This is a genomic window from Pseudomonas sp. FW305-25 (assembly GCF_017351415.1).
Lineage (GTDB): Bacteria > Pseudomonadota > Gammaproteobacteria > Pseudomonadales > Pseudomonadaceae > Aquipseudomonas > Aquipseudomonas chlororaphis.
This window is the reverse complement of sequence record NZ_JACNDE010000020.1, coordinates 64,140-91,058: the sequence shown is the minus strand read 5'-3', so window position 1 is coordinate 91,058 and position 26,919 is coordinate 64,140. Positions and strand designations below refer to the sequence as shown.

The following is a 26,919-nucleotide window of genomic DNA, read 5'->3' as shown; positions in this document are numbered from 1 at the left end:
GATCCCAGCTCGTTACTGTAGGAGCGAAGCTTGCTCGCGATAGCCGTTAACGATAACGCCCACTGACTGGGTAAACGCGGCGCTCTCACGTTCATCGCGAGCAAGCTCGTTCCTACAACCTCCTTAGCTGTTGGCGCGCGAACCTCGGCGGCAGCCCCTACTCCGCCGTCGTCGGATCGATGATTGAGGTGACTCGCGATACCCGGTCCGCCGGAAAACCACCTAGCCTGGCGTGCTCCCTGACGAGTTCCTCGTCCGGGGAGATATAGACACAATAGATCTTGTCGCCCGTGACGTAGCTATGCAGCCACTGCACTTGCGACCCCAGCTCATTGATAACCTTGCAGGATTTTTGCGAGATCTGTTGCAGATCCTGCGGCGTAAGCGCCCCGGCTTCCGGCATCTCGCGCTCGATGACGAACTTCGGCATGACAACCTCCACTTCGTGAATGGCCGGGGCACGCCGACAAACAGCGTTACCCCGTATATTGGCCGAGGCAGACAGCCCTCGGCGGATCGCCAACGGTCTGCTTGCCCGTTACCTGCCAAGCGCTGCCGCCAATAGCGGCGCGGCCTGTTCATCGGTCAACGCCGGGGGCACTTCCATGCGCAGCAGGTCGCTCCACTCAAGCACCCATTTCTGCATCAGCGCGAGATCGCTGGTTTCCGCGATCCCAAACCCCGTCATACCGCCAACGGCATGCCAACGCCCCAGCATGCTCACCCCTGCGGGTGGCGCCCCACCTGTCTTGAGAAATCGCTCGATCGCACTGTTACGACGTTCGGGACTGATTGACCAGCTGACAATGAATAACATTTGCCACCTCCAGCGAAACTGGCGCCCATTGTTCTGCGCGCGCACCTGGCAGGCACCTTGACCACGGCCACGCATCGGTATCGACCCGCATTCCGTCTGGTCTGAAACGATTGTCCCAAGGGAAGGAATAGCAGCCTTGCGCCCCCGCCGCATGACCGCCGATCCTGTTCCCGCCCCCAGCATGAAGCCACCGGTCAGCGGCCCAATTGCTCGCGCGCCCCAGGCCGCTTGAAAGCACGCTCGTTTGGCCCTGCGACACCCTCGTTGCAGCGTCGGAGGGCCGGTAGATAAAGCCTGATCCGGGGGCTATACCTATGCATAGCGGTCGGCCCTACACCTAAGGAAGGGGGAAAAGACCATGGACAACAGCAATGGCTCAGGTAACAACCTCGTCCTCTGGTTACCGGGTAGCGCCCTCATCCTCAGTCTGGTCGTCTCGACCTTCGCCCTCACTCGCGAGCCTTTCCTCGAACCACGCCCCATCGGCGCACAATTCCAGGCGCAACCACCGATAGAAGCGCGCCTGTGGCAGGACCCGTTCGATGCGCTCGAGCGTTATCGCAAAAAGTTCAAGGAGGGTAACAAGCCCCCAAGTAATGACTTTGAATGCAGCCCCCAGCTTGTAGTCAGCAAGCCATTGGTACTGGACGCCGAACTGCAGCAACCACCGCCAGAGCCTCCCCAACTCATAGTGGCGCTGGTCGAAGGCGGCCCCTATGCCGATGAAGTGGAGCTGCGCCGGCGCATTCGCTATGCAATCCTGGCCGGGTTCAAAAACTCGCGCATGGTGCCCGAGGACGAGCAGCACATCCGCTGCCTGGCCCTTGCCGACGACCTGTCAGGCACGCCGATAACGTCGCAAGCCGGTCAGCAAGAAAAGTCGAAGTACGCAGAGATCCCCTATGAAACCTTCATTGCCAACCCATTCGACCCACCCAGGGACATGCAGGACAAACAGCGCCCATCCGCCCGGACCATTCTGCTCTGGGTAAAGCAGGAGCATCTGGGCTCACACCCGCTACAACGACTCGAAGCCTTGCGCCTCACCCTGCAGAGCAGGCTTCATTCGGATTGCGGCCCGCCACAAACCTGCCCTGGTGTGTCCAACCAGACACTGCTGAAGGTCATCGGCCCCTCCACCTCGAAAGTCTTGCTCGATATGTATCGGGACGAAGCCAACGGCCACGCCAAGCCCGATATCGAGATTTACTCACCTCTGGCCACCGCTGATTACGACACATTGATGCATGCCTTGGGCAAGCCTTCGCCCGGTGAAGCAACCTCCCAGCAGCAAACACCAATGGCGCCGAAACTCTCCATGAAACTGCTGCGCACCGTCAGCGACGACGGCGTCATGACGAGCCTGCTGCTGGAAGAGCTGAAGCTGCGCCATGTGGATCCAGTTGCTGGAGTGCAATGCAGCCAAGGGGCATTGCTGCGGGTCGGAACCCGTTGCGGCTCGGGAGGCTGGCAGCGCTCCAATCGCATTGCGCTGGTCTCCGAGTGGGACAGTTTCTACAGCCGCGCATTGATCGAGAGTTTCAAATCCAAGGTTGCCAATGACGCACGTCTCGATGGCAAGGACCTGTCTACCATTGATGACTGGGTATTGCGCTTCAGTTATCTGCGAGGCATGGACGGGCGCCTTCCGGAGGAAGCCGCAAGCGTCAACAAGGCGCCTGGTAGCGATGACAATAAAAACAGCAAGGACAAGAACACCCTGGATCTGAGCCCGCTGGAAAAGTCCGACGGCAATTCCCAGCTCGATTACCTGCGCCGCCTCGCCGACCACATCGCCCGCGAGGACGAAGCCTATCGCCGTAACGGCAGCAGCGGCATCGGTGCCATCGGGGTGCTGGGGGCCGATACCTACGACAAGCTGTTGGTGTTGCAGGCGCTCAAGGGGCGGATGCCGAACAAAGTGTTTTTCTCGACCAACCTCGATGCGCGCATGCTCCAGCGCGGCCAGGCCCAGACCACCCGCAACCTCGTCCTGGCAGCACCCTACGGACTCACGCTGACGCGTGCCCTGCAGCAGGATGTGCCGCCGTTCCGCGACAGTTTGCAAAGTGCCGTGTTCATCGCGGTCCTGGCGGCGCAGGCGCCACAACCCTACGAGGCCAAGCGGGCGAAGTTCGACTACTCCAAATCGGAGCTGCTTTCGCCAAGCATCTATGAGGTGGGCATCAGCGGCTTCATTCCCCTGTCAAGCCAGCTCACCGCGGCACGCCCCAAGGATTGCGCCGCACCCGGCCAGACCCGACAAGCGACGCACGACATCATGGCGCTGCGCTGCCTGCAGGACCCCTCGCGTCCTCCCTATCCCGAACTATCCCAGTCGGTACGCGACAAGTTCGATGAAAAGCAGTCACTTTTCTGGGCCGGACCGCTTTCGTTCATCCTGTTGGTATTGGCGATCCTTCTTGGCTGGTGGTGGACCTCTGTGCAACCCAGCGACGACAAACTGCCAGCCTGGGTGCGCAGTATCTCGTTGACGATGTTTGTGGTGTCCGGACTGTCGGCATGGCTCGCCGTGCAGTTCTGGCGCGTGGAGTTCATGTGGACCGCCTTCGTGCTGATCCTGTTGGGCATCGTTTGCTCGGAACTTGTCCGCCGTCATCAGCCCCAACCAGCGCACCCCGGACAGGTCCCCGTCCCTGCAAGCAGTGGCTTGTTCGACGCCTCGGCGTGGTACGTCGTGGTACCGATCGTGGTATTCGTCCTGGCCTTGCTGTGGATGTACCAGACTCGGCGCGCCTTGACGGCGGACGGCTTGGGCGAGCCGATGTCCCTGTTCGAGGGCATCAGTGCCTGGCCCACCGTGGCCCTGCGCCTGCTCGCCATGATCATCTCGATCGCGGCGCTGGCCTGGGGCTGGCGCAATCTGCGCATCAACAGTACCGAGATCGAACAGGCCTACCACCTGGACCTTTACATGAACAAGCTGCGAACGAGCCTGTGGAGGCAACTGCTGCGCCTCGTTCATCGAGAAAAGGGCACAACCCTGCAAAAGTGGCGCGCCGCCCTGGGACGTTGCCTGTTCCTGACCCTGCTCCCGCTCTTATCCGTCAGTCGCGACTGGCACACGCCTTCGCGACTGACGGATGTGATCCAGGCAAATGCCGCTGACAAGCGCACGATCATTTTCGTAACACGCTTCTGGAAAGAACACTGCACCGGAGGCACCTTCGGTGCCCGAATGCTGCGCAGCATTCTCGCCACCTGGATATTCGTGGTGGTCACCAGCGTGCTCTTCGTGCTCTGGCCAATGGAAGGACTGCCCATCCGCGGCGAGTCGCCGATCTGGACGTTAAGCTGGCTGCTGCCCACCCTGGCCTTCCAACTGCTGGTGTTCTGGGTGGTGGATGCCAACCTCCTGCTGACACGATTCATCCGTCACCTGAGCACGCATTACGCGATCTGGCCAAAAGGGCTGCGCGAGGAGCACCAGAGGATTTTCGGTGTGTCTCTGCACCCCTGCATCGACGATTGGGTGGACATGCAGCTGATCGCCAAACGCACGGCCACCGTCAATCGCCTGATCTATGCCCCGACGGTGGTCATGTTGATCCTGATTGCGTCGCGCAACAGTGTGTTCGACAACTGGCCGACCCCGCCCAGCATGGTCATTTCATACCTGTTGACCGCCCTGATCTTGCTCATTTCCGCGCTGTCGCTGCGCCGTGCCGCGGAAAAAGCGCGTAGCGCAGCATTACAGCATCTTGATAACTACCTGCTGGAAACACCCGACAACGCACCAATCTACAACAAGCTCGAACTGATCCGCGGACGCATAAACGACCTCCATACCGGAGCCTTCTCAAGTTACTCGCAAGAACCACTGGTGCGCGCCCTGCTGCTGTCGCTGACCGGCGTGGGCGGCTCGCTGATTGTCGATGCATTGAATTACGCCAAGTTCTAGCCGCTGACGGTCAGGAACGAACGGGCCGATCAGCCGTTGATGGCCATCGTTCAAGCATGACCAACCCGATAGCAGCCAATGAATGGCTATGCTTGATCTGTTGCTGGAAGCAATCCCGCCTCGCCGATAACGGGCTACGACGGGCGTCCCCTTTCCGTCAACGCCCCCAGCGCCGCGCGACATCGGCAAGGAGCGGTTCGAGATGCAATTGATCAGCGTGAACATCGACAAGCCGGAAGCCACCAACTTCATTTTCGGCCAGACCCACTTCATCAAGTCCGTCGAGGACATCCACGAAGCCCTGGTCGCCAGCGTGCCGAACATCGCCTTTGGCCTGGCCTTTTGCGAAGCCTCCGGCCAATGCCTGGTGCGCTGGTCCGGCAGCGATCCGACGATGATCGCGCTGGCGCAAAAGAACGCCCAGGCGATCGCCGCCGGCCATAGCTTTATCGTGTTTCTTGGCGACGGTTTTTATCCGTTGAACGTGCTCAACACCCTGAAGATGGTGCCTGAGGTGTGCCGCATCTTCTGCGCGACCGCCAACCCGAGCCAGGTGATTCTCGCTGAAACGGCGCAGGGCCGGGCGGTGCTGGGGGTGGTGGATGGTTTCTGCGCCAAGGGCCTGGAAGGCGACGACGACATCCTCTGGCGCAAGAACCTGCTGCGGCAGATCGGCTACAAACAATAAGGATCGCGCAAGACTGCCCTCCGCGCCGACCGGCTACTCGGACGGCGTGGTCCGGCAACTCTTGCGCTGACGGATCTCCTGCTCCGAAGGGCGCTCCTTGACGAACTCGAAGCGCGGCTCGCCCTCGTTGTAAGTGACCAGCCAGCCCCAGTCCAGCTCGGACTCATCCTGGCCCGGTTTCGGCGGCGCGGCCCACCACGGCTCTTTGCTGACGATCTGGCGCATGCCCTCCTACTATTGATTCGGCCTCATCAACTATAACGTGCAGGCCCCGAGGCACTCGGATTTCGGCTGACCGGCGAACCTGTCGACAGGGCTGCCCCGAGCGTCACCGCGCCAACGCCCATTCGGCCAGCGGCCGATAACGGCCCTTATGCGACTCGTACAGGGCGAAGTGCCGGGCACTCAGCTGAAAATCCGCAGGGGTCTGGGACTCGGGCACCGCTGCCCGATAGTCGCGCATCAAGGTCAAGTGCGGACGAAATTCCCGCGGCGAATCGACCAACCCAAGGGGCAGCAGCGCCTCCTGCAAGGCATACACCAGCTGGCGCAACGCCAGCGGCGCTTGTGTCGGCGCCAGCAACAAGACCCCGGCCCGGCGCCAGACCTCCAGGCGGTCGAGCGGGACGTGCAGCGCCTCACCGGGCGTTCGCGCGTTCGCCGCCGCGGCGCAGATCCGCGGAATCTGCGCCACGGTGACCGAGCCCAGGAACATCAGGGTCAAATGAAAGTTTTCCGCCGGCACCGGCCGGCCGCTCCTGAGCCCCAGGGCGCTGCGCCACTGGGCAATGGCCCGGCGTTGGGCGGCGGTGCAGGGCAAGGCGAAGAACAGCCGCTTGAACGGCTCGCCCTGCTCGCGGGACTCATCATTCATGCCCTGTCCTCCGATTCGGCCCGGGCGAAGTGCTGCCTGTCAGGTTACTCCCCCACCGGCCCTCTGCGAGTCGCCCACCGGGAATCCCAGGCCGGTTTCGCCCTTTCTTGAGTTCAGCATAAAGAAGGCAACAAGACGCCGCGTCCGTCGGCATTCGGTCATTTTTATCGGTTGTAATGCGCATTGACGTCCGCCCCACGCAAAGGAAGAGCCCGATGAGACTCGCGTCCTACAACGTTGAAAACCTGTTCAACCGCGCCAAGGCCATGAACCTGGAAGGCTGGGCCGAAGGCAAGCCGGTGCTGGAGCGTTTCGCCAAGCTCAACCAGCTGCTGGGCGAGCCCATCTACACCGACCAGGACAAGGCGCAGATGGTCAAGCTGCTGATCGAACTGGGCCTGAGCAAGTCGGACAAGGGTCCGTTTGTGATCCTGCGGCAGAACCGCGGCAGCCTGGTCAAGCGGCCCAAGGCCGGCGGCCTGGAGATTGTCGCCAACGGCCGCACCGAGTGGGTCGGTTCGCTGGAGCTGATCGAGGCCCCGGTGGACCTGGAAGCGATGCGCAATACCGCGCGGGTGATGATCGACCTGCACGCCGATGTGCTGGCGGTGGTCGAGGCGGAAAGCCGCCCGGCCCTGCGCGACTTCAACACGGAAATCATCGGTGCCCTGGGAGGCCCGCTGTACCGGCATGTGATGCTGATCGACGGCAACGATACGCGGGGCATCGATGTCGGCCTGATGACCGCCGCAGGCTACCCCATCGGCCAGCTGCGCAGCCATGTCGACGACACCGCGGCCAACGGCGAGCTGATTTTTTCCCGCGATTGCGCGCAGTTTCATATCCCGCTGCCTTCTGGAAAACAGAAGGACAAGCAGCTGATCGTCCTGGTCAACCACCTCAAGAGCAAAGGCTTCGGCGGCCTTGCGGCCTCGGCGAAAAAACGCCTGGCCCAGGCCGAGCGGATCAAGCTCATCTACCAAGAGCTGGTGGCCCAGGGCGAGGCCTATATCGCGGTGGTCGGCGATTTCAACGACACCCCGGACAGCGCGCCGCTGGAGCCCTTGCTCAAGGGCACCGACCTCAAGGATGCCTTTGTCCATCCGGCCTTCGACGACGGTGGTTACCCCGGCACCTTCGACACCTGCAAGGCGGCGAACAAGATCGACTACCTGCTGCTCTCCCCGGCGCTGTTCGCCACCGTCACCGCCGGCGGCGTATGGCGCAAGGGCATGTGGCCGGGCAGCCAGCCCAAGCGCTGGGAGGTCTACCCGCAGCTGGACAAGAAGGAAAACGCCGGCTCGGATCACGCGGCGGTGTGGGTCGACCTGGACCTGTAGGCCGCAAGGCCCCGCTCGCGAGCGGGGCCTGAGGGGTGGCCTGGTCAGCCCTTGACGGTGGCGCTGGCGGCCTCGTGGATAAAGGCCGCGACCTCCGCCGCCCGCGAGGCCAGCGAGGCATGGGAACTGGCCAGGGTGAGGGTCTTTTGTGGGTTGAGCCGGGCCGCCATCATTTGCTGGTTGCGCGGATGGATCATGCGGTCGTCGCTGGAGATCTGGTACCAGGAGGGCTTTTTCTTCCAGGCCGGCGCACTGATGGTATCGCCGAAGGTACTGGCCAGCGGCGCCTTCTGGGTCACCGCCATGACCAGCGCTTCGTCGGCGCCCAGGTCCTGACAGAAGCTCTCATGGAAGGCCTTCGGCTTGAGCCACAGGTAGCCATCGCTGTCGGGCTCGAGGTTGGCCGCCGCCGCGGGCAGGTGCTGCTGGGTGATCCAGCCCGGGCTTTCCCCGGCATCCGGGGCGAAGGCGGCGATATACACCAGCCCGACCACATTGGGCTGGTCACCCACTTCGGTAATCACCGCGCCGCCGTAGGAATGCCCCACCAGCAACACCTGGCCATCGACCTGGGCAATCATCTTGCGGGTGCGCTCGACGTCATCGGCCAGCGACGTCAAGGGCATCTCCACCGCGCGGATCGCGCTGTAACCCTTGCGCGCCAGCTCGATGATCACCTTGCTCCAATGGGCCGCATCGCCCCAAAAACCGTGCACCAACACAATCGTAGGCTGACCACTCATGAGCTTGAATCCTCTGTCTGGATAAAGACCGCTCGCCGATGGCGGCGGTACTGCCGGGCCCTGGGCATTGCGGGGCAGGTCGCTCGTCAAGTGACAGGCAGGAGACGCCCTCCCCCGTGCTGGCTTATGCTCGGACACGCTCATTATCGAAGGGGACGGTGCCGACCGACCATGACCGAAAAGCCGAAGACTGTGCAGAGACACCTGCCCCCAGCCGTCCCGCCAGCCGACCTCCGGCACCCGGCCGCCGATGTGTTTTTCGAAGTGTTCAGCCTGGCGCGGATGCATGGCGAGCTGCTGGGCGAGACGCTGCTGCGACCCGGCCAGCTGCTGCAGCGAGCGGCGGGCGGCGCCTGCTTCCATGTGATCCAGGACGCCGGCTGCCAGCTCAGGCTCGACGGCAATAACCAAACCACCAGCCTGATGCCCGGGGACATCCTGTTCGTGCCCCACGGCCAGGCTCATCAACTGCACAGCGCTGCGGATGCCAGCCCGGACCTGCCAGCGCGCATCACCAGCGGAGTCTTCCGGTTCGAGGGCGGGTGCGGCCAGGCCTTGAGCCAGGGTTTGCCCGGGGTGCTGCAAGTCAGTTGCCAGGGCGAGGACCCGAGCGACCTGATCGGCTCCCGTGAATGGCTGTCGCTGACGGTGGCGGCGATGCAGAAGGAAGTGCGCAACCCGTCGATCGGCAGCAGCATCATGCTGTCGCGGATCATCGACCTGATGTTCATCTGGGCCGTGCGCCATTGGCTGGCCCACGCCCCGCAAGGCATCAGCGGCTGGATCGCCGCCCTGCGCGACCCGCTGGTCGGCCAGGCGCTGGCGCTGCTGCACGCCGAACCGGGCGCGGCGTGGAGCGTCGAGCGCCTGGCCGGCCTGGTCAACCAGTCGCGCTCCAACCTGGCGCAACGCTTCACCCGCCTGGTGGGCCAATCGCCGATGCGTTACCTGATGCACTGGCGCATGCAACTGGCCAGTCAGCGCTTGCAGACCTCCAGCCTGCGCATTTCACGGATCGCCGAACAGCTGGGTTATGAATCCGAAGCCGCCTTCAGCCGGGCCTTTCGCCGCGAGTTCGGGGTCGCCCCCAGCGAATATCGCTCACGGGGTTGAGCGGATTTGCCGCCACCTTTCCGGTCCGGGACTCAGCCCCGCCCTTGCAACGCCGCGACCAACGCCGCCGAGGCGTTGTACAGCGGCACCCGGCCCTTGAGCAGGATCTGCGCGCTGCGCCGGTAGGCGGCCGCGTCGATACGGATCGAGGCGCCCTCCTCGCGCGCGGTGATCAAGGTGTCCAGCACCCCCGCCGGGTTTTCGATCGACACCGGGTATTCCGCCGTGGTGGCGCTCAGGGGTTTGGGCGTATTGAGCAGTTCATGGGCCACGGTGCCTTGCGCCAGGCAGGCGGCGGCCAGGCAGCAGCCACCGGAGACGGCCAATGAAGGATGGGCGTTTTGCGGGGTGAAATAGCGGGTGTTGATATCGCCCGCGCCCTGGACCGGGCTGACGATGCAGATCTTCGGCAGGGTTTCGCTGCGTTGCAGCTCCTCGGCGCTCATCAAGGCGCCGCCGCGGTTGCGCAGTTGCATGCGCAAGCCGCCCTCGACCATCAAGCCAATCAACCGGGCCTTGAAGTCGGCATCGGCGTCCAGCTGTGCCGGGGTTTCCAGGCCGGTCTTGCCCAGGTCCGCGGCCTGGACGATGACCATTGGCACCGCCACGTCGAGACAGGTGGCGCGCACGCCATTGAGCAGATCGATGCGTTGCCCGGTGGGAAACAGCTGGCCGGTCTTGGCTCCCACCGGATCGCTGAGAAACAGGTCGACCCCGGGGAACACGCCATTGACCCCGGGAATGCGCGTATCGCTCAGCAGGCGACCGTCGCGGAACGCCAGGCGCGCGAGCATGGTGGTCTGGGTATTGCTGTTGAAGATCTCGATCTGCGCGCTGTCCTCGTCCGCGCTCAGCCAGCCACGCTCCAGGGCATACAGGGGCAAGGCCGCCGACATGTTGCCGCAGTTGACGCTCCAGTCGATCGCGCTTTTACCCGCCGCCAACTGCGCCAGGGTGCTGACCATCCGCGCCTCGCCAGGCTGGCGCTCGGCGATGAACACCTTGTTGCTGGTGGGCCCGCCACGGCCCAGGCCGGTGATCTGGTTATTGCCCGGCAGCTCGCCGCTCAACGGCACCCCCATCAGGTGGCGCAGCAGTTCTTCGACCAGCAACGGGTCCTTGGGCAGGGTTTCGCGAGCCAGGATCAAACCGGTGGAGGTACCACCGCGCGCATGCCAGACAGGGAATTCAACGATGCCGGCGCGGATTTCGGGAAGGTCCAGTTCAAAAGGCATGATCGGGCTCGCAGTGAGGGACGACAGGCAACGATCATAAACCGCGGCCTGGGCGAGCGCAGCTTTCCAGGTCCAGGGCCGCGCGCGCCCTGCAGGGCAGCCAGGCAGATGAACGAACTTGAACTAGTATGGATTGCGTAAGGCCCGCGCCATCGGGCTATCCCATGGCTGTGGCTGACCAAGGTGCTTCATAAGCGGTTGCGTGCGAGCTGAAGGCTTCCGGGAGGCGAATCATGCTCGATCAGATTGCGCTGGGCATGCTTGTCTTCGCCGGAATAACCCTGTTCTACGGAATCATCGTCCTGCACGACATTCCCTACGAAATTGCCGTCCATCGGAACCATCCACATCAGGACGCCATTCACGCGGCAGGCTGGGTCAGTCTGTTCACGCTCCATGCCCTGTGGCCGTTCCTGTGGATCTGGGCCATGTTGTACCGCGAGGACCGGGGCTGGGGTTTCGCGACCGACAAGGCGCGGATGCAGGCCGAAATAGATCTGGCCCAAGAACTGGCCGAGCTGCGACAGCGGATCGAGCGACTGGAAGGACAATCCCAGGCCGGGCCCCGCCCGGAAGGGAAGCTGTGACCCATGGACCTGTTACTGATCCTGACCTACACCGCCATCTGCGTGGCCATCTTCAAGATCTTCCGTATCCCGCTGAACAAATGGACGGTGCCCACCGCCGTGCTGGGCGGCGTGGTCTTGATCGGCGCGCTGATTTTCCTGATGAACTACAACCACCCCTATTCGGAAGTGGCGCGCTCCTACTTCGTCTCAGTGCCCGTGATCCCGGTCGTCACCGGCCGGGTGATCGAGGTGCCGGTCCAGGGCAACACGCCGCTGGAGCCGGGCGACGTGCTGTTTCGCATCGACCCCGAGCCTTTCGAGAACCGCCTCAAGTCGCTCAAGGCCCAGCAGACAGCGGCGCGGGGCGACCTGTACCGGATCAACGAGTTGATCAGGCGCAACTTCGGCACCCGCCGCGAGCAGGAGGCCGCGATTGCCCGGGTCGACGACCTGCAGGCTCAGATCGACAACGCCCAGTTCGAGCTGAACAGCACCGTGGTCCGCGCCCCGAGCAAAGGCTTCGTCACCCATGTGTCGCTGCGCCCGGGAATGATGGCGAGCAAGCTGCCGCTGCGCCCGTCGATGGTGTTCATTCCCGACGAGGGCCATTACTTCTCTGCCTGGATGCGCCAGAACAGCCTGCTGCGCCTGGTCCCGGGGGACGAGGCGGAAGTGGCGTTCGACGGTATCCCCGGCCGCGTCTTCAAGGGCCGGGTAAAGAATGTCATCACGGTGATCGGCGAAGGGCAGGTCCAGCCGTCCGGCACCCTGCTGAGCTACACCGGCTCACCGCCGCCGGGGCGGGTGCCAGTGGTCATCGAAATCACCGACCCGGACTACCTGCCCTACGCCAGGCTCATGCCCGGTGGCGCCTATGGCCAGGCGGCGCTCTACAGCCAGCACTTCCACCATGTGGCGATCATGCGCAAGATCCTCCTGCGCATGTCGGCCTGGATGAACTACATCTTCCCGTTCCATTGAGGAACCAGGGTCGGGCCTGATACTCGGTGCGTTGCAAGTCCAGCTTGATTTCACTACCGGTCGAGTGGCTGCTTTCGCCTGTTGGCCTCGACAGAAAAAACGGGTGGGCCGCTTGTTTCCCTTCTCTCTATACTGGCTTCCCTGAATGGCAGTCAGAGCGCAAATGATGCCCGTCACAGCCGATAAAAATTCCCAGGTCATTTTGGTCTTGGCTCAACAAAGCGACTTGGACAATCTTGTAGCCATTCGAATCGAGGCCATGCGCGAAAGCCTGGAGCGGGTTGGGCGATTTGATCCAGTGCGCGCACGCGAACGCTTTCTTAGCGGGTTTGAGGCCCGCAATACACGCTACATCGAGGTATCTGGAGAGAGGGTTGGTTTTGTCGTGGTCAAGCACCGGCGCACTGAACTCTTGCTCGACCACTTGTATGTGAGACCGACCGCGCAGGGATCAGGGATAGGCTCTGCTGTTCTCGCCCAGATTTTCAAAGAGGCGGATGTAGCTGGGCTCCCTATTAGAGTGGGTGCCCTTAAAGGCAGCGCTTCGAATCGTTTCTATACCCGCCATGGTTTTCACTTCATCGAAAGCGGTGAATTCGATAATTACTATGTTCGTCAGTGCATTCCGACGATGGGCCTATCGCGCTGATGTCCCCTGCTGCAAGGCTGTGCAAGCCTGCAAAACCTTCACTCTTCGCCGTTGACCGGCTACGCCACCCCATCTGCCCTCCAATGACCTGGTTATGTGGCATCGGCCAATGACTTTGCGTGCGTAGCAAAATCATCCTGTATCTGCTGGAACCCGCAGCGCAGGTAAAACGCGGCGCCCTCTGGTGTATCCGTAGATAGGCGTACCACACAAAATCGCTGAGCCGCGTGTTCCAAAAGCCGCTGCACCAGGGCTTTGCCCAGATTCCGGCCCCTTGCTGCACGCGCGACGTACAGCCGCCTTAGCCTGCCGATATCCGGCCCGGCATAGGGGTCACGAGTAAGGCCACCGATGGCAATCAGTTGCCCGCTGCGGAAGGCGCCCAACAGGCACTCACCCGGTTGATCGAACCGATTCGAACCGTTCTCCCACTCTGCGACCAAGCGCGTAAGAAACCTGAAACCGTCCGCAACCGCCTCCGCTTCCAGTGCCAGGACTTGCGGAGAAAGCGCTGAGATCTGGCGTATCGCCAGTTCATCCGTTGACATAACCACTCGAGATCCTTGTGTGGGTAGGTATCGGCCAGAAGCCGCCAGTCACGGCGACTGGCAAGCGAACGCCGAAAAATGCGGCTTCGCTGGCCCTTCTCGCCTCGGCTGCCGATATTCGTCGCCATCACGGACATGACCACCGAACGGCCTCAAAACCTACCGTTTACTGAAGGCAAGACGAGCAGCGAAAAGCACGAAAACCATGCCAGTGGCGCGATCCATCCAGGTAATCACCTTCTCGCTGCGCAACATTTTGGCCAGCGGTTGGGTCGCGCCAATCAGGATGATCGACCAGAGCAATCCGATGGCGAGGTGAATGCCGACAAGGCCAAACGTCCAGGCAATCAATGGCTGGCCTTGCGGAATGAATTGGGGGAGGAAAGAGACGTAGAAAATACCGATCTTGGGATTCAGGACATTGCCCATCATCCCCTTGAAGAACCAGTTCGTCGTTGTCTTGTCAGTGCCGCCGGCAGGGGACAACGATTGCCGGGGCCGCAACAGCATGTTGAGCCCGAGCCAAGCCAGATAGGCCGCACCGCAGTATTTCAAGACATTGAACGCCAGCTCTGACACGGCAATCAGTGCCCCCAGTCCAAAAGCCACGGCGGCGCCCCACGACAGGCAGCCCGCACTGATGCCAAGGGCCGCGCGTAAAGCCTGCTGCTTTCCTTCCACAGTGGCCGTTCGCAATACCAGGGCGGTGTCGAGGCCGGGCGTCAGGGTCAATAGTGTCGCTGCAAACGTGAAGGCAATAAGGTTGTCGAGGAAAGGCATAGGTGGGTCTCAGCCAGAGGTAGGCGAAAGATTATCCTTGAAAGGCAGCCGATTGAAATTCATGCCGATGCGCATCCCTTCCTATCGCCCTATTCCCGCCGGCCAAAACTAAGCCCGCCGCGCCAACAGCAGCACCGAAGCCGCCGCCGACAACAACGCCGCGCAGCAGCGGTTGAAGAGCTTCTTGCCCCGTGGCTCGGCGAACCAGCGGCGCAGGTGCAGGCCCATGTAGGCGTAAGCGCTGATGGCGATCCATTCCAGGGCCAGGAACAGTGCGCCGAGCACCAGGAACTGGGCGGGAACCGGGGCTTGCGGGTCGACGAACTGCGGCAGGAAGGCGGTGAAGATCAATATCGCTTTCGGATTGCCGATAGCAATCAGGAATTCCTGCCGGGCCAAGGCCAGCAGGCCCAGTGGCGCGGTCTTGTTCTCGGCCTCGACCTGGGTATCCGCGGTCCACAGCTGGTACGCCAGGTACAGCAGGTAGCCAGCGCCGAGCATCTTGATCCCGTGGAACAGCAGTTCCGAAGCTTGCAGCACCACCGCCAGCCCGGCCGCGGCCAGGGCGATCATCACCGCGAAGGCGGCCAGCCGCCCTACTCCCGCCAGGCAGGAAGCGCGGAAGCCATAGGTGGTGGCATTGCGGATCGACAGCAGGTTGTTCGGCCCAGGCGCCATGTTCAGGGCGAAACAGGCCGGGAGGAAGAGCATCAGGGAGGCAAGGTTCATGGAGGTGTCCGTCGGCTGATGGCTTGAGTTCCACAGCAACCGACCGGGCTGCCGCAGCCCCACAAGCCTGCCCAATCCAGGGCATGCCGTCGAGATTTTTTGTCGATGCAGGCTGCGCCTACTCCTCCAGGGCCGCAAGCCCGGGCAGCAGCTTGTCCAGGGTCAGCGGAAACTCGCGCACGCGGATGCCGGTGGCGTTGTAGACCGCATTGGCTACCGCCGCCCCGGCCCCGCACACGCCCAGCTCGCCAAGGCCCTTGATGCCCAGGGCGTTGGCCCTGGGATCGGGCTCTTCGAGGAACAGCACGTCCATCGTCGCGATATCGCCATTGACCGGTATCAGGTACTCGGCCAGATCGTGGTTGACGAAATGGCCGTGGCGGGTGTCCAGCAGGGTCTGCTCCATCAGGGCCGCGCCGACGCCCCAGGCCATGCCGCCGAGGATCTGCGAGCGCGCGGTCTTGGGGTTGAGGATGCGCCCGGCACCGATCACCGCGAGCATGCGCCGCAGGCGGACTTCGCCGGTGTCGATGTCCACCGCGACTTCGACGAAGTGCGCGCCGTTGGAATGCTGGGAAAACTGCTTGTAGTCCTCCCCCATCGGCCCGACGCTGCCTTCGGCCTGCAACCCCGTGGGAGCCACTCGCAGCAGCAGATCGCTGAGGCGCTCCGAGCGCTCGCCGGTGCTGATACGGCCGTCGGCGAAGCGTACCGGCGCCTGGTTGTAAGGCGCGCCGGCGGCCTGGATGATCCGCTGCTTCAAGGCCTGGCAGGCGGCCTCCACCGCCGAGCCGGAACTGGCCGCTCCCCAGGAGCCGCCGGAGCCCGAAGTCTGCGGGAAGCGGCTGTCACCCAGTTGCACCTGCACCGCCGACATCGGCACCCCCAGGCTGTGGGCGGCGACCTGGGTCAGGATGGTGTAGGTGCCGGTGCCGATATCGGTCATATCCAGGCGCACCAGCACCCGTCCGGTCGGACCCAGGCTCACCAGGGCCCTGGACAACCCCAGGTAATTGGGCCTGATCGCCGCGGCCATGCCCATGCCGATCAACTTGCTGCCCTCGCGCACGCTGCCGGACTTGGGCTTGCGGCGGCTCCAGCCGAAGCGTTCGGCACCGGTGCGCATGCAGGCCAACAGGTTGCGCGAGGCAAACGGCACGCCGAGTTCGGGGTCCAACTCCGGCTCATTGCGCACCCGCAGTTCGATGGGGTCCAGGCCCAGGCGTTCGGCCAGCTCGTCCATGGCGCTCTCGAAGGCGAGCATGCCCGGCGCTTCGCCCGGCGAGCGCATCCACTCGCCGCGATTGAGATCCACCGGCACCAGCCGATGGCGGGTCAGGCGATTTGGCGCGGCATACAGCGAGCGGGCAAACACCGCGGTCTGCTCGCAGAACTCTTCGAAACGCGAAGTGCTCGACCAGACGTCGTGCCCCAGCGCCGTCAGCTTGCCGCTGCTGTCCGCCGCCAGCCGCACCCGATGCTGCATGGCCGGGCGATAACCGGCGTTGGCGAACATCTGCTGGCGGGTCAAGGCCACCTTCACCGGGCGCTTGAGCACTCGGGCGGCCAGCGCCGCCAGCACCGCGTCGGGATGGATGATCAGCTTGGCGCCAAAGCCGCCGCCAATATAAGGACTGACGATACGCACACGCGCCGGCTCGATGCCCAGGGTGTTGGCCAGCCCGCCACGGAAGTTCGCCAGGGTTTGCGCCGAGGTGTAGAGGGTCAGCTCGTCCCCGGACCAGACGGCGATAGAGGCATGGGGCTCCATTGGCACGTGGCTTTGGTACGGGGTGCTGTAGGTGCTGTCGAGCTTGACCGGCGCATTGGCGAACCCCGATTCAAAATCGCCGATGGCACTGTCGGTCTGGAAGCCGGCGTTGGTCCGCGGCGGGCTGTAGGCCTGGGCCAGGCGGGAAGCAAGGTCGAAGTCGCCCTGCTCCGACGAGTAGCGCACGCGAATCAGCCGAGCCGCCGCGCGCGCGGCCTCGAAGGTCGAGGCCACCACCAGCGCCACCGGTTCGTCGTAGTAGCGCACAGCGTCGCTCGCCAACACCGGCCGGGCCCGGGTGAACACCTCGCCCGTGGTCGGCGTCACCGCCGGGCCGAATGCCGCCTGGGCCGGTGCGTTGCGATGGGTCATGACATACAGCACACCCGGCGTGCGTTCGGCCTCGCGGGTGTCGATCGCGCTGATGCGGCCCCGGGCGATGGTCGCGCCGAGGATGTAGCCATAGGCGGTGTCGCCCATTTCCCGCTGCTCGTAGGCGTAGGTCGCGCGGCCGGTGACCTTCAGTCGGCCGTCGACCCGGTCCAGCGGTTGGCCAATCGGGCCGTTGGCGGCGGATGGGGTGGGTCCTGATGTGCTCATGCCAATGCTCGCTCTTGAGTCGCACTGGCCAGCATCTGGCGCAGGGTGCGTTTGGCCAGGGGGATCTTGAAATCGTTGCCGCCCTGCCCGCGCGCGCCGGCCAGGGCGGCCTCGGCAGCGCGCTGGTAAACCACCATAGCGGATGGCTGGCCGAGCAACACCTGCTCCGCTGCCGTGGCCCGCCAGGGTTTGGGGGCGACGCCGCCGAGGGCCACGCGGACCGTGCGCACCTGCCCCGCGCGGACTTCGAGCACCAGCGCCACGGAGACCAAAGCGAAGGCATAGGAAGCGCGATCGCGCACCTTGCGATACAGCTGCCGTCCCGGGAGTGGCGGCGGCAACGTGATGGCCTCGATCATCTCGCCATGGGCCAGTCGGGTTTCGAGCTCGGGCGTGGTCCCGGGCAAGCGGTATAGCTCATCCAGGGCCAGGGAGCGGCGCTGGCCGTCGGGCAGGAGGGTCTCCACCCGCGCCTCCAGGGCGACCATGGCCACCGCCATGTCCGAGGGATGCACCGCGATACACGACTCGCTGGCGCCGAGAATCGCGTGCATGCGGTTGTGCCCCCGCAGGGCCGAACAGCCGCTGCCGGGCTCGCGCTTGTTGCAGGCCATGCCCGGGTCGTAGAAGTACGGGCAGCGCGTGCGTTGCAGCAGGTTGCCGGCGGTCGAGGCCTTGTTGCGGATCTGCCCCGACGCACCTGCCAGCAGCGCCTGGGACAGCAGCGGGTAGCGCTCGCGCACACGGCGGTCGGCGGCCAACTCGCTGTTGCGTACCTGGGCACCGATACGCAGGCCACCCTCGGCGCTGTCCTCGATCGCGGCCAGGGGCAAGCGGCTGATATCGATCAGGTGGCTGGGCCGCTCGATGCCCAGCTTCATCAGGTCGATCAGGTTGGTGCCACCGGCGATAAAACGCGCCCGTGGCTGCGCGGCCATCAGGCTGACCGCCTGCTGCACATCGCTCGCACGCGCATAGCTGAAAGGCATCATGGGCTCAGGCCTCCTCGGCGGCGTCGCGGATGGCGGCGACAATGTTGGGATAGGCGGCGCAGCGGCACAGGTTGCCGCTCATGCGCTCACCGATCTCCCTGTCGCTCAGGCTGACGGAATGGGACGCCACGTCTTCAGTGACATGGCTCGGCCAACCGGCGCGCACCTCCTGCAGCATGCCGACCGCCGAGCAGATCTGCCCCGGCGTGCAGTAGCCGCACTGGAAAGCGTCACGGGCGATAAAGGCGGCCTGCAGGGGGTGCAGCAGGTCGCCATTGGCCAGCCCCTCGATGGTGGTGATCTCGTCGCCGTCATGCATCACCGCCAGGCTCAGGCAGGCGTTGATCCGGCGGCCGTTCACCAGCACCGTGCAGGCGCCGCACTGGCCGTGGTCGCAGCCCTTCTTCGAGCCGGTCATGCCCAGTTGATGACGCAGCGCGTCGAGCAAGGTGGTGCGTGGGTCGAGGTCCAGCAACTGGTCGCTGGCATTGATGCGTAGGGTGATCGCCTGGGACGGCAATGGACGGGAGGGGCTGGGCGGCGTCGGGGCGGGTTGGGCCAGCGCGCCGCTGCCCCCCACCCAGAGCAGGCTGGCGGCGGCCCCGGCTTGCAGCAGCGCGCGGCGCGACGGACGCGGTGAGTCCAGGTCTTGCATGGTGCTCTCCTGAAATGAACGGCTGGACGCGAGTATCGCCAAGGGCGCGGCACCGTTCTTTCAGGTATCAGGACGAGCTTGTCAGGATTCTGGACGCCTGCTGGCGGTAGCTGTTCGGGGTGGTCCCGATGATCCGCCGGAAGGTCGAGGTGAAGTGGCTCTGGCTGGAGAACCCCAGCTCCAGCGCCATGGCGCTGATCGGCATGCTGCCGGCCCGCAGCAGGCTTTCGGCGCGGCGCACCCGGCGCTCGATCACATAGGCATAGGGCGCCATGCCGGTTTCGGCCTTGAAATGCCGGGCGAAGGTGTCCACGGGCATGCCGGCGATCCGCGCCAGTTCGGTCAGCGAGAGGCTGCCTTCGATTCGTGCATCGACGTAGTCGCTCAAGCGCTTGAGCAGTTGCGGCCCCAGGCGTCCGCTGCCAGCGCTGCCGGTATCGACCCGGCCCAGGCGCAGCCCCACCAGCGCCACCAGATGCTCTATGTAGCTGGCTTCCGGGACATACCCACCGGCCATCTCGGCGCTGAGGGCGGCGAGCAGCGAATGGATCACCCCATCGCCGCTGTTGATGCGCATGGGCAATTCGGCCAGCCGCGGGCAGCCGGGAAAATCCAGGGCAGTGTCGATCCACAGGGCGGTATAGATCAGGTCGGCATCGCGAAAATAACCCTGGCGCTCGACGCCGGCCGGCACGAAGCTGATCGAGCCGGGGCGGTCGCAACCCTCGTAATTGAGCGTTGAACTGCTGCGGATATGAGTCTTTGCCGTTGCCCCGCGCTCCGTGAGGATCACCACGTGCTGCGGCGCCGTCCAGCTGAGCTCGGCTTCGCGGCAGGCCCAGCGACGATGATCGATGGTCACCAGGCCGTCGAACAACGACGCCGACTGCAGGACCGCGCCCTCGGCGCCGCGCGCGCGGATGCAGCCCGCGCCCACCCGAGGTTGCAGCAACCGGTTTGCGGATTCCCGTAACAGGGTCATGAGCCAGGCACCTCCGGAATACAGCGAGCAGCCAGCGTACTCCAACAGTCGCGGCCAGTTCCAGGCGGATGGCGCGCGGGGCACCTTGCCTGCTTGTCGCGCCACCCTGCCCGGCCAAACCGAACTGATTTACAATGCCATTCTTTTTTTCTGGCTCAGAGGCTGGCGATTCGTGGATGCCCTGTCGCTTGTCTACAAGCACCTGACCGAGTGGGTGATCGCCCCTGTCACCGCGCAGTTTCTCGGCATTTTCAATCTGAACGGCCGCCTCGGGGTCTTGTTCCTGTGCGTGTCCTACGGCGTCGCCTATGGCCTGTTCCGTTTCCGAAAGCGCCGCGGCCTGAGCCACGCCCGGTCGTTCTGGCAATTTCTCGGCGGCGGCCGGGTGCACCTGCATTCCTCGGCGCTGCTGGATTACCGCTACTACTTCGTGCGCGCCATCCTCAAGGTCGCGCTGGTGCTGCCCATCGTCCATCTGGTCGACCCTTACATCCTGCGCTCCGGGGACTACCTGGCCTTTTTCAGCAACCTCTGGGGCGAACGTCCGCGCCTGGGGCAGAACCTGGGGCTGGCGCTGCTCTACGGGCTGGGGCTGTTCCTGCTCAAGGACTTCCTCCATTACTGGGCGCACCGGGCGTTTCACTCGCGCTGGCTGTGGGCCTTCCACAAGGTCCATCACTCGGCGCCGGTGCTGGTGCCGGCGACGGCGAGCCGGGTGCACTTCGTGGAAAAGATCGTCGAGAAGCTGAGCATCAGCCTCGGCCTGGGCCTCTACGCCGGCTGCTTCTGGTATGCCTGCGGCGGCGAGATCGGCCGCTACACCCTGTTCGGCGTGACCTACCTGATATTCATCTTCAACAGCCTGGCGGCCAACCTGCGGCACAGCCATGTCTGGCTGTCGTTCGGCCCGCGGCTGGAGCATGTGTTGAACAGCCCGGCCCAGCACCAGATCCATCACAGCGACGCGCCCCGCCACTTCAACCGCAACTTCGGCACCAACCTGTCCCTCTGGGACTGGATGTTCGGCACGCTCTACGTCACCTCCTCGACACCCGAGCCGCTGTGCTTCGGCACCGGCGAGCGGGACCACCGGCGTTACCTGACGGTCTACAGCCTGATCGTCACGCCCTTCGTCGACACCGCCCGCAAGCTCCTGGCGAAACGCCCGCGCGGGGTGGCGCCCGAGACGCCCTGGTCATAGCCGGGGCGACAGCTATTGCTCGAAGCGACTGCTGGCATCGCGGTCGCGCTCGTAGCGCCTGGCGAGTGGAAACGCCGGCAGCCAGGACTCGCGACGAATAGTCCAGCTTTCATAGCTGGGCTTGAGTTGGTCGGGGGTGTCCAGGGCACCCAGGTTCACTTCGATTTCGTCGGCGCTGCGGGCGAACACCGACGAGCCGCAGTGCGGGCAGAAATACCGCCCGGCGTAGTCGCGGGTTTCGCCCTCGACGGTCACCGCGTCCTCGGGGAAGATCGCCGAGGCATGAAACAGCGCGCCATGGTGCTTGCGGCAGTCGAGGCAGTGGCACAAACCGACCCGGTATGGCGGCCCCGACGCCACGAGCCGCACCTTGCCGCATAGGCAACCGCCGGTGAATCGTTGCATGCCGTACCTCCTCTTGGGTCAAGCGTTGGTGGTGGCTGGCCAAGGCCGCGTCCAGTCATGGTGTCGGCTTGGCGGGCGCTGGCAGGGTGCCGGCCCGAGGCGCCTCTTTCTGCGCCTTGCGCTGCAACTGATTGCGCCAGATCCGATAAGCGCGGATGCCGGCGCGTACCGAGGGGAACAACAATTGCTGCTCCAGCTCGCGCGCCAGGCCTGAACGCACCAGCATCCGCAGGAATGCCCCGTGCGGCCGGGCGATGCCCAGGATGATGCCGCGGGCCAGCAGGGTGTCGCGCAGCTCCCTGAGGGCCACGATGCCGCTGACGTCGATCGAAGTCACCGCCTCGGCGACCAGCAGCACGGCGCGGGGCTCGGGCTCGCGTTCGACCGCCTCGAGCAGGCGCGCCTTGAAGTAGTCGGCGTTGAAAAACAGGATCGCGTCATCGAAGCGATACACCACCAGCCCCGCCAGTGTGCGCGCCTGCGGATATTGGCTGATATCGACCTGGCCTTCGATCCCGCGCACCCAGCCCAGCACCGCGTCGGTGGGCTGATAGATGCTTTTGAGCAACCGCAGGATCGCCAGCAGCACCGCGACGATGATGCCCGGCAGCACCCCCACGCCAATCACCCCCAGGGTGGTCAGCACACAGAGCCAGAATTCGAAACGGCTGAGCTTGCGGATGACCCGCATCGCCTGGATATCGATCAGCCCCCAGCCGGCCATCAACAGCACCGCCCCCAGCGCCGCCTGGGGGATCCAGGCCATGGGCGCGGTGAAGAACAGCAGGATCAGGGCAATCACCAGGGCGGCGATGATCCCCACCAACTGGCTCTTGCCGCCCACCATGCTGTTGACCGCCGTGCGCGAATCGGCGCCGCTGATGGCGAAACCGCTGGAGACCCCGGCGGCGATATTGGACACGCCCAGCGCCAGGAACTCATGGTTGGCGTTGACCGTGTAGCCGTTCCTGGCGGCGAAGCTGCGGGCCGTCAGCATCGCACTGCAAAAACTCACCGTGGCGATCGCCAGCGCATCGCGCAGCAGCCGTTTCAGTTCGCTCAGGTTGGTCTCGGGCCAGCTCAACTGCGGCATGCCCGAAGGGATCGGCCCCAGTACCGAGACCCCGTAACGGTCCAGGCGCAGCACCCCGACGCACAGGGTGGCGATAGCCACCGTCACCAGCGCCGCCGGCAACCTGGCAAAACGCCGCGGCAGCCAGATCAGCAGCGCCAGGGCGCCCGCCCCGATGGCCAGGGTCGGTAGATGGGTTTCGCCAAGCCGCTGCAGCATGTTCAGCAGGCTGAGAATGAAACCGTCGCCTTCGATCTTGTAGCCCAACACCTTGCCCAGTTGCCCGGCCAGCAGGCTCAGGCCGATGCCGTTCAGATAGCCGATCAGGATCGGCCGCGAGAAAAAGCTGGCAATGAACCCCGCCCGGGCAATGCCGGCGCCGATCAGCATCAGGCCGACCAGCACCGTGACAATCACCGCCAACTGCGCCAGGCGCTCGGGATCGCCCAGCGCCAGAGGGGCGATCGCCCCGGCGACCATGGCGCAGGTGGCCGCATCCGGCCCGACCATCAACTGCCGCGAACTGCCCACCAGGGCATAGACCATCATCGGCAAGACGCAGGCGTACAAGCCGTACTGGGGCGGCAGCCCGACGATCTGGGCGTAGGCGATGGCAATCGGGATCTGTACGGCGGCCACCGACAAACCGGCCTGCAAGTCGTACCTGAACCATTCGCGGCGGTATTGCAGGAGATTGGCCAAGCCTGGCAGCCAGCGGGCAAGCAGCATGGAGGCACCTTTGATCGAGGGCTTTGACGAAGGGTGATGGCGGGCGCGAAACGTCGGGCCCTGGATGAGAGGTAAGCAGAGTCGGTTTTCTTTGCGTGTTTTTCAACCACATATCGGCAGATCGATCGTCCCCTGATCTGGCAGACGCCGTGACAGACCGCAGCAAGCCCTCCGCCGCCAGCCCTCCCCAAAACGACAGAGCATGGCAGCCAATGCCCGCCTGCGGCATTAGCTGAGTATTCGCCAGCCGATTTGCCCATGCTCAACCTGATCGAGTGAATCCCCGGTTGCCCTTTCCAGGTGACAACAGGGCTGGTGAGGTCGGGCACGACGGATTCACTGCCAGGCTCTGCTCGCTATTTTTTGCTGTTCCTGGGGTCGTCCGCCGGGTTGAGGTAGGTGATGCCCCAGGGGCCCGTGCCGTGGAGCTGGAGCACGGTTTCCTGTTTTTGCGTGGCGGCGTACATCGGCATGCCGACGGGAATGATCAGGGTGTCACCTGGGTGATAGGCCTTGGCCTTGGCCGCGTCGAAGCTGTCGCCGGTGGCGAAGTAGAAGGTGCCCGAGATCACGGTGACACGTTCGGTCACGGGGTGGGTATGCACGCCGACTTTCGTGTTGGCCGGCAGCATCAGGCGCATCGTGAAAGGCTCTGGTTTTTTCAGGTCGCCTTCGATCACCGAAATCATCACCCCGGGCCCTACCGAGGGCGCGGGTGTCCATTTCAGTTCGGCGGGGGTGGCGGCAATCAACCCTGTGCCCTCGGCCAGAGCGGCCGATGCCAGGAAGGTTGCGCCGAGCAGGGCCAGCGAAACAGCAACAGCTTTGTGGACGCCCATCGTGATGTCCTCGCGTTTGAGAGCTCTGTGTGAATCGCAGCAGCGGCCAACCCAACATAGCGTCAACGCAAAAGCACAGCGGCTGCGCGATCGAGTCATATAGGGTGACGATAGCCGAACGCCGATGCGCGGATATATCCATTGCGAACAGCCTTGATAGCGCACGGGCATGGACGCTGGACTCCCGCCGATCTGCGCTTGCCTGGCAAAAGACAAAATTGCCATGTGTTTCCTTCGTTCTTTCATACGTCGCAGTTCTCACTGCCCGTTGCCCATGCCTGGAGTTCCCCCCGATGCCCTCGCCCCGTCCCCTGCCCTCTGCCTTGCTGGGCCTGGCCCTTGTCTGTCCGGCCCTGGCCGAAGCCCAGGGCCTGGAGCTGGGACAGGTGCTGATCGGCGCCGAGGAGCGCAGTGGCGAAGACGCATCGATCGAGGAGGCCAAGGCGCGGCTGGCCCAGGTGCCCGGCGGCAGCAATGTGGTCGACCTGCGCCGCCCGCTACAGGGCCGCGTGGCCAGCAACCAGGATGTGCTGGCGTATCAGCCGGGGGTCTATGCCCAGTCCGCGGGCAACGAAGGGGTGAAGATTTCGATCCGTGGTTCGGGGATCAACCGCGCGCCGGGCGCCCATGCCTCGGGGCTGTACACGATGCTCGACGGCCTGCCGTTGAGCGGCCCGGGCGGCACGCCCTATGAGTTGCTCGAGCCGCTGTGGCTGGACCGTGTGGAAGTGCTGCGCGGCGCCAACGGTTTCGACCGCGGCGCCCTGGCCCTGGGCGGCGCCATCGACTACATCAGCCACACCGGCTACGACGCGCCGAAGTTGCAGGTGCGCTACGCCACGGGCAGCCACGGTTATCAGCAGCGCCAGGTCAGCTCCGGGCAGGTGCTGGGCGACTTCGACTACTACCTGTCCCTGACCGACGCCCGCTCCGATGGCTACCAGGACCACAGCGCCAGCAAGAGCCAGGGGGTGATCGCCAACTTCGGCTATCGCTTCAACCCGAACCTGGAAACCCGCTTCTACATCCGCCATCGCCAGACCGACAACGACCTCGCCGGGCGGGTCACCCAGCGCTCCATCGAGCACGACCCGCGGGCAGCCAACCCGGCCTACGTGACGCGTAACGACAGCCGCGACCAGCCGGGCAGCACCTTTATCGGCAACAAGACCACCTGGTACATCGACGACGATTCGAGTATCCAGACCGGCCTGGTCTACCACGACTACCCCATGGACCTGCGCGAAGGCCCCAACCGCCTCAAGGTGGCCTACACCGATGTCAGCGGCACCTTCGACTACAAGCGCCGCGACACCCTCTGGGGCCTGGAAAGCCACAGCACCCTGGGCCTGCGGGTGACCAAGCACCTGCCCAACTCAGGGGCCAGCGAGCTGGTGCGTATCCCCGGCGGCAACACCGCCGGCTACGCGCCGGGCACCCATATGCGCAACTTCACCTACCAGGGCTCGGACAGCGTCCTGCATCTGGGCAATGACCTGGAAATCGCCGACGACCTGTGGCTGACCACCGGCCTGGCCGCCATCTATACCCGCCGCGAAAGCGCCGTGACCTACCCCGACGGCGGTGGCAAGACCAGCCTCGGCGACTGGGACTACGCGCCGCGCGTGGGCCTGCGCTACCAGCTGACCCCCGACCTGCAACTGTTCGGCAACCTCAGCCGCTCGGTCGAGGCGCCCCACCCCTGGTCGCTGATCTACAGCTCCAACATTCGTTTCCCGGCCGGCAGCGGCGCCGCCACCGGCACCCAGCGCGACCCGATCAAACTGCAAAACCAGACCGCCACCACCCTGGAACTCGGCGGCCGTGGCGACAGCACCATCGGCCAATGGAGCCTGGCCTGGTACTACGCCCAGGTACGCCACGAACTGCTCTCGGTATTGCCGGACGCCAACGCCACCACCCCCTACGAGCTCAACTCCAGCCCCACGGTGCACCAGGGCGTGGAAGCCAGCCTGGACAGCAAGCTGTGGTCGCGGGACGACGGCGGCCAGCTGAGCCTGCGCCAGAGCTACACCTTCAGCGACTTCCACTACCGCGACGATGAACGTTTCGGCGACAACCGCCTGCCGGGCCTGCCGATGCACTACTACCAGGGCGAGTTGCGCTACGACTGGCCCCAGGGCTTCTTCGCCGCGCTCAACACGCAACTGGTGTCCAAGGTGGCGGTGGACTACGCCAACAGCTATTACGCCGATCCCTACGCGCTGTTCGGCGCCACCCTGGGCTACAACGCGCCCAAGGGCGACTGGCAGACCTGGCTCGACCTGCGCAACCTGACCGACCAGCACTACGCCGCCACCGTCACCCCGGGCTACGACGACAAAGGCCTGGACGCGGCGCGATCGACGCCGGGGGAAGGCATGGCGATGTATCTCGGGGTGTCGTGGAGTTTGCGCTGAGGGGGTCGAATCTGGGCGGTTTCCGCCCTATACCCAGGCGCGTTCAGGACGTCGTGCCCCTTCATCTTGCCGGATCAATGTGACAGGGATGACCGTTACCGAATGGGTCGCGGCCGACCAACAGCCGGTACTCGCCCAGCGTTTAATCGATGGCATTGATGATTATTATCGAGAGGCTCGCCTCTCGGCGTGCCAAAACCGACTCCTATAATCGCCTCGAATTTTCCCCCGCGCCCCTGTCCGCCTCAGGCGACATCCCCCTTGG

The 26,919-nt window shown here is 64.4% G+C and carries 25 protein-coding genes; 9 read left to right on the top strand and 16 right to left on the bottom strand.

Going from position 1 to position 26,919, the window contains the following annotated elements; translation table 11 throughout:
* Positions 1-157 precede the first annotated feature (157 nt).
* The gene (locus J4E58_RS19190; protein ID WP_087087693.1) at positions 158-430 is read right to left on the bottom strand and encodes a DUF4242 domain-containing protein; all 273 of its coding nucleotides are present in this window, start codon (positions 428-430) and stop codon (positions 158-160) included.
* A 108-nt stretch (positions 431-538) separates the two neighbouring features.
* Positions 539-817: a DUF3303 domain-containing protein gene (locus J4E58_RS19185; protein ID WP_087087695.1), complete on the bottom strand. Its 279-nt coding sequence runs from the start codon at positions 815-817 to the stop codon at positions 539-541.
* Between the two features lie 358 nt (positions 818-1,175).
* Between J4E58_RS19185 and J4E58_RS19180 the strand changes: the two genes are divergently transcribed.
* Both J4E58_RS19180 and J4E58_RS19175 read left to right on the top strand, forming a co-directional pair.
* Positions 1,176-4,739: a hypothetical protein gene (locus tag J4E58_RS19180; RefSeq protein ID WP_087087697.1), complete on the top strand. Its 3,564-nt coding sequence runs from the start codon at positions 1,176-1,178 to the stop codon at positions 4,737-4,739.
* A 202-nt stretch (positions 4,740-4,941) separates the two neighbouring features.
* Positions 4,942-5,427 carry an adenosine-specific kinase gene (locus J4E58_RS19175; RefSeq protein ID WP_007931881.1) on the top strand — a complete coding sequence of 162 codons (486 nt, stop codon included), beginning with the start codon at positions 4,942-4,944 and terminating at the stop codon, positions 5,425-5,427.
* Positions 5,428-5,460: 33 nt separating this feature from the next.
* On the opposite strand, the gene J4E58_RS19170 is transcribed toward J4E58_RS19175, so the two are convergent.
* Together J4E58_RS19170 and thpR are read right to left on the bottom strand one after the other, a co-directional pair.
* A complete protein-coding gene (locus tag J4E58_RS19170) occupies positions 5,461-5,652 on the bottom strand; it encodes a hypothetical protein (protein ID WP_007931882.1) in 192 nt (63 codons plus the stop codon).
* A 103-nt stretch (positions 5,653-5,755) separates the two neighbouring features.
* On the bottom strand, positions 5,756-6,301 hold the full coding sequence (gene thpR, locus J4E58_RS19165; protein ID WP_087087699.1) for an RNA 2',3'-cyclic phosphodiesterase: 546 nt from the start codon (positions 6,299-6,301) through the stop codon (positions 5,756-5,758).
* Positions 6,302-6,516: 215 nt separating this feature from the next.
* Between thpR and J4E58_RS19160 the strand changes: the two genes are divergently transcribed.
* On the top strand, positions 6,517-7,641 hold the full coding sequence (locus J4E58_RS19160; protein ID WP_087087701.1) for an endonuclease/exonuclease/phosphatase family protein: 1,125 nt from the start codon (positions 6,517-6,519) through the stop codon (positions 7,639-7,641).
* A gap of 44 nt (positions 7,642-7,685) precedes the next feature.
* On the opposite strand, the gene J4E58_RS19155 is transcribed toward J4E58_RS19160, so the two are convergent.
* Positions 7,686-8,384, bottom strand: coding sequence for an alpha/beta hydrolase (locus J4E58_RS19155; RefSeq protein WP_087087703.1), 699 nt, complete (start codon positions 8,382-8,384; stop codon positions 7,686-7,688).
* 171 nt (positions 8,385-8,555) lie between these two features.
* On the opposite strand from J4E58_RS19155, the gene J4E58_RS19150 reads away from it, so the two are divergent.
* Positions 8,556-9,497 carry an AraC family transcriptional regulator gene (locus tag J4E58_RS19150; RefSeq protein WP_087087705.1) on the top strand — a complete coding sequence of 314 codons (942 nt, stop codon included), beginning with the start codon at positions 8,556-8,558 and terminating at the stop codon, positions 9,495-9,497.
* Between the two features lie 32 nt (positions 9,498-9,529).
* Here the strand turns inward: J4E58_RS19150 and J4E58_RS19145 are convergent, their stop codons facing one another.
* Complete coding sequence (locus J4E58_RS19145; protein WP_087087707.1) at positions 9,530-10,732, bottom strand: PrpF domain-containing protein; 1,203 nt, start codon at positions 10,730-10,732, stop codon at positions 9,530-9,532.
* Positions 10,733-10,965: 233 nt separating this feature from the next.
* Between J4E58_RS19145 and J4E58_RS19140 the strand changes: the two genes are divergently transcribed.
* The 3 genes from J4E58_RS19140 to J4E58_RS19130 all read left to right on the top strand — a co-directional run bounded on the left by J4E58_RS19140 (position 10,966) and on the right by J4E58_RS19130 (position 12,931).
* Positions 10,966-11,319 carry a DUF3302 domain-containing protein gene (locus J4E58_RS19140; RefSeq protein ID WP_087087709.1) on the top strand — a complete coding sequence of 118 codons (354 nt, stop codon included), beginning with the start codon at positions 10,966-10,968 and terminating at the stop codon, positions 11,317-11,319.
* A gap of 3 nt (positions 11,320-11,322) precedes the next feature.
* On the top strand, positions 11,323-12,282 hold the full coding sequence (locus J4E58_RS19135; protein ID WP_087087711.1) for an HlyD family secretion protein: 960 nt from the start codon (positions 11,323-11,325) through the stop codon (positions 12,280-12,282).
* Between the two features lie 166 nt (positions 12,283-12,448).
* Positions 12,449-12,931 carry a GNAT family N-acetyltransferase gene (locus tag J4E58_RS19130; RefSeq protein ID WP_087089269.1) on the top strand — a complete coding sequence of 161 codons (483 nt, stop codon included), beginning with the start codon at positions 12,449-12,451 and terminating at the stop codon, positions 12,929-12,931.
* 92 nt (positions 12,932-13,023) lie between these two features.
* Here J4E58_RS19130 and J4E58_RS19125 read toward each other — a convergent pair whose 3' ends face one another.
* The 7 genes from J4E58_RS19125 to J4E58_RS19095 form a co-directional block, all read right to left on the bottom strand.
* Positions 13,024-13,485, bottom strand: coding sequence for a GNAT family N-acetyltransferase (locus tag J4E58_RS19125; protein ID WP_087087713.1), 462 nt, complete (start codon positions 13,483-13,485; stop codon positions 13,024-13,026).
* 153 nt (positions 13,486-13,638) lie between these two features.
* Complete coding sequence (locus J4E58_RS19120; RefSeq protein ID WP_087087715.1) at positions 13,639-14,259, bottom strand: LysE family translocator; 621 nt, start codon at positions 14,257-14,259, stop codon at positions 13,639-13,641.
* Positions 14,260-14,367: 108 nt separating this feature from the next.
* A complete protein-coding gene (locus tag J4E58_RS19115) occupies positions 14,368-14,988 on the bottom strand; it encodes a LysE family translocator (RefSeq protein ID WP_087087717.1) in 621 nt (206 codons plus the stop codon).
* Positions 14,989-15,106: 118 nt separating this feature from the next.
* Complete coding sequence (locus tag J4E58_RS19110) at positions 15,107-17,359, bottom strand: xanthine dehydrogenase family protein molybdopterin-binding subunit (RefSeq protein WP_087087719.1); 2,253 nt, start codon at positions 17,357-17,359, stop codon at positions 15,107-15,109.
* Positions 17,356-18,351, bottom strand: coding sequence for a xanthine dehydrogenase family protein subunit M (locus J4E58_RS19105; protein WP_087087721.1), 996 nt, complete (start codon positions 18,349-18,351; stop codon positions 17,356-17,358). The genes J4E58_RS19110 and J4E58_RS19105 overlap by 4 nt, the downstream gene beginning before the upstream one ends.
* Before the next feature lie 4 nt (positions 18,352-18,355).
* Positions 18,356-19,006, bottom strand: a complete 651-nt coding sequence (locus tag J4E58_RS19100; protein ID WP_087087723.1) for a 2Fe-2S iron-sulfur cluster-binding protein — start codon at positions 19,004-19,006, stop codon at positions 18,356-18,358.
* Between the two features lie 67 nt (positions 19,007-19,073).
* Entirely contained in the window at positions 19,074-19,988 is a 915-nt protein-coding gene (locus tag J4E58_RS19095) for a helix-turn-helix domain-containing protein (RefSeq protein WP_087087725.1), read from the bottom strand.
* Between the two features lie 172 nt (positions 19,989-20,160).
* On the opposite strand from J4E58_RS19095, the gene J4E58_RS19090 reads away from it, so the two are divergent.
* On the top strand, positions 20,161-21,189 hold the full coding sequence (locus J4E58_RS19090) for a sterol desaturase family protein (protein WP_087089271.1): 1,029 nt from the start codon (positions 20,161-20,163) through the stop codon (positions 21,187-21,189).
* 12 nt (positions 21,190-21,201) lie between these two features.
* Here the strand turns inward: J4E58_RS19090 and J4E58_RS19085 are convergent, their stop codons facing one another.
* The 3 genes from J4E58_RS19085 to J4E58_RS19075 all read right to left on the bottom strand — a co-directional run bounded on the left by J4E58_RS19085 (position 21,202) and on the right by J4E58_RS19075 (position 24,234).
* Positions 21,202-21,594, bottom strand: coding sequence for a GFA family protein (locus tag J4E58_RS19085; RefSeq protein WP_087087727.1), 393 nt, complete (start codon positions 21,592-21,594; stop codon positions 21,202-21,204).
* A 55-nt stretch (positions 21,595-21,649) separates the two neighbouring features.
* Positions 21,650-23,395: a SulP family inorganic anion transporter gene (locus tag J4E58_RS19080; RefSeq protein WP_087087729.1), complete on the bottom strand. Its 1,746-nt coding sequence runs from the start codon at positions 23,393-23,395 to the stop codon at positions 21,650-21,652.
* 356 nt (positions 23,396-23,751) lie between these two features.
* On the bottom strand, positions 23,752-24,234 hold the full coding sequence (locus J4E58_RS19075; protein ID WP_087087731.1) for a cupin domain-containing protein: 483 nt from the start codon (positions 24,232-24,234) through the stop codon (positions 23,752-23,754).
* Positions 24,235-24,527: 293 nt separating this feature from the next.
* On the opposite strand from J4E58_RS19075, the gene J4E58_RS19070 reads away from it, so the two are divergent.
* Positions 24,528-26,654, top strand: coding sequence for a TonB-dependent receptor domain-containing protein (locus tag J4E58_RS19070; protein WP_087087733.1), 2,127 nt, complete (start codon positions 24,528-24,530; stop codon positions 26,652-26,654).
* Positions 26,655-26,919 lie beyond the last annotated feature (265 nt).